The organism is Candidatus Hodgkinia cicadicola (genome assembly GCF_002774925.1).
On the sequence record NZ_NXGO01000051.1, the window covers coordinates 1 to 1,106 of the forward strand.

Annotated in this window: 1 protein-coding gene and 1 pseudogene; both read left to right on the forward strand. The window is 27.4% G+C overall.

Features of this window, described 5'->3' with window-relative positions; genetic code table 4:
* Nucleotides 1–447: 447 nt before the first annotated feature.
* Nucleotides 448–678, forward strand: a pseudogene (locus MAGTDC_RS02555) (PLP-dependent transferase); the annotation flags it as partial.
* 46 nt (nt 679–724) lie between these two features.
* The gene (locus MAGTDC_RS05930) at nt 725–898 is read left to right on the forward strand and encodes a hypothetical protein (protein WP_414173059.1); all 174 of its coding nucleotides are present in this window, start codon (nt 725–727) and stop codon (nt 896–898) included.
* The last annotated feature ends 208 nt before the right edge of the window (nt 899–1,106 follow it).

Below are 1,106 nucleotides of genomic sequence, written 5' to 3' on the forward strand. Positions count from 1 at the left end.
TATGTAAACGAGAACAGGAAAAAGAAGATTATGAGAACTACTATGAAACTGATAAAGAAGATAACTATGAAGAAGAAGAATATGACGAAGACCAAGAAGATCAACGAACTTAAACAAGTTTTATCCCTTTGATAACTTTGGTTATTAATCTTTGGATATAAATTATTAAAGATGAACATAATATTGATTTAAAACAAAATAGTAACAGTTCTAAATTCCCTTATCCCCCAATAACAAATCTACCATTGACTAACAGAATCAATTACTTAAACAAAATTAAAACAAACATCGATAACAACCTAGTTGATAGTACCATTTTAATAAAAGTATTTTATGATATGAATAATGGATTTGTGAACAACATCATTGTTAATGGATCAATAATTTTATTTAGGAATATATCCGAAATGATAAAGAATAACAAAAAAATAAACTTATGGAACACATGGTACACCGACAACAAATGATCTATGTGTAGCAATTAGCATGTTGGAACGATCCAATGAAATAATAATAACATGTTTGGGATTAATGGTAATAACATCAACATTTCTAAGTATACTTAAACCAAACGACCATACATTGGTAGTAGATTCTGTTTATAGTCCCTTGAAACAATTCTGTAAGCTATTCTTAACAAGGTTCAATGTACATGTAGATTTTTTATCCAAGAGATAAATATAATTTAAAGACATTACTTAGAACCAACACCAAGTTAATCCATTTAGAATCACCATGTTCAAATATATTTGAAATTTTGGATATTTATTCAATCTGTAAATATATAAAGCAACATTCGAATAGATGTATTATATCAATGGATAATTCATGAGCAACACTCTTAATATACAAACCAATAACACAAAGGAGTCGATATATCGATATGTGCTTTAACTAAATACCCAACAGAATGTTCGGATGTTGTTATTTGATCAATATCTATAACAAAAAACCTTTCATTGGCATTTAATACCTTTAAAAGAACCATTAGGAATAACAAGTAGTAGTTACAATTGTAACCTGATTCTTAAAAGTCTGAAATAACCATTAAGTCCGATTACATCATCATCATAATTCCGTTGTTAAGATTTGTAAATATTTAACCA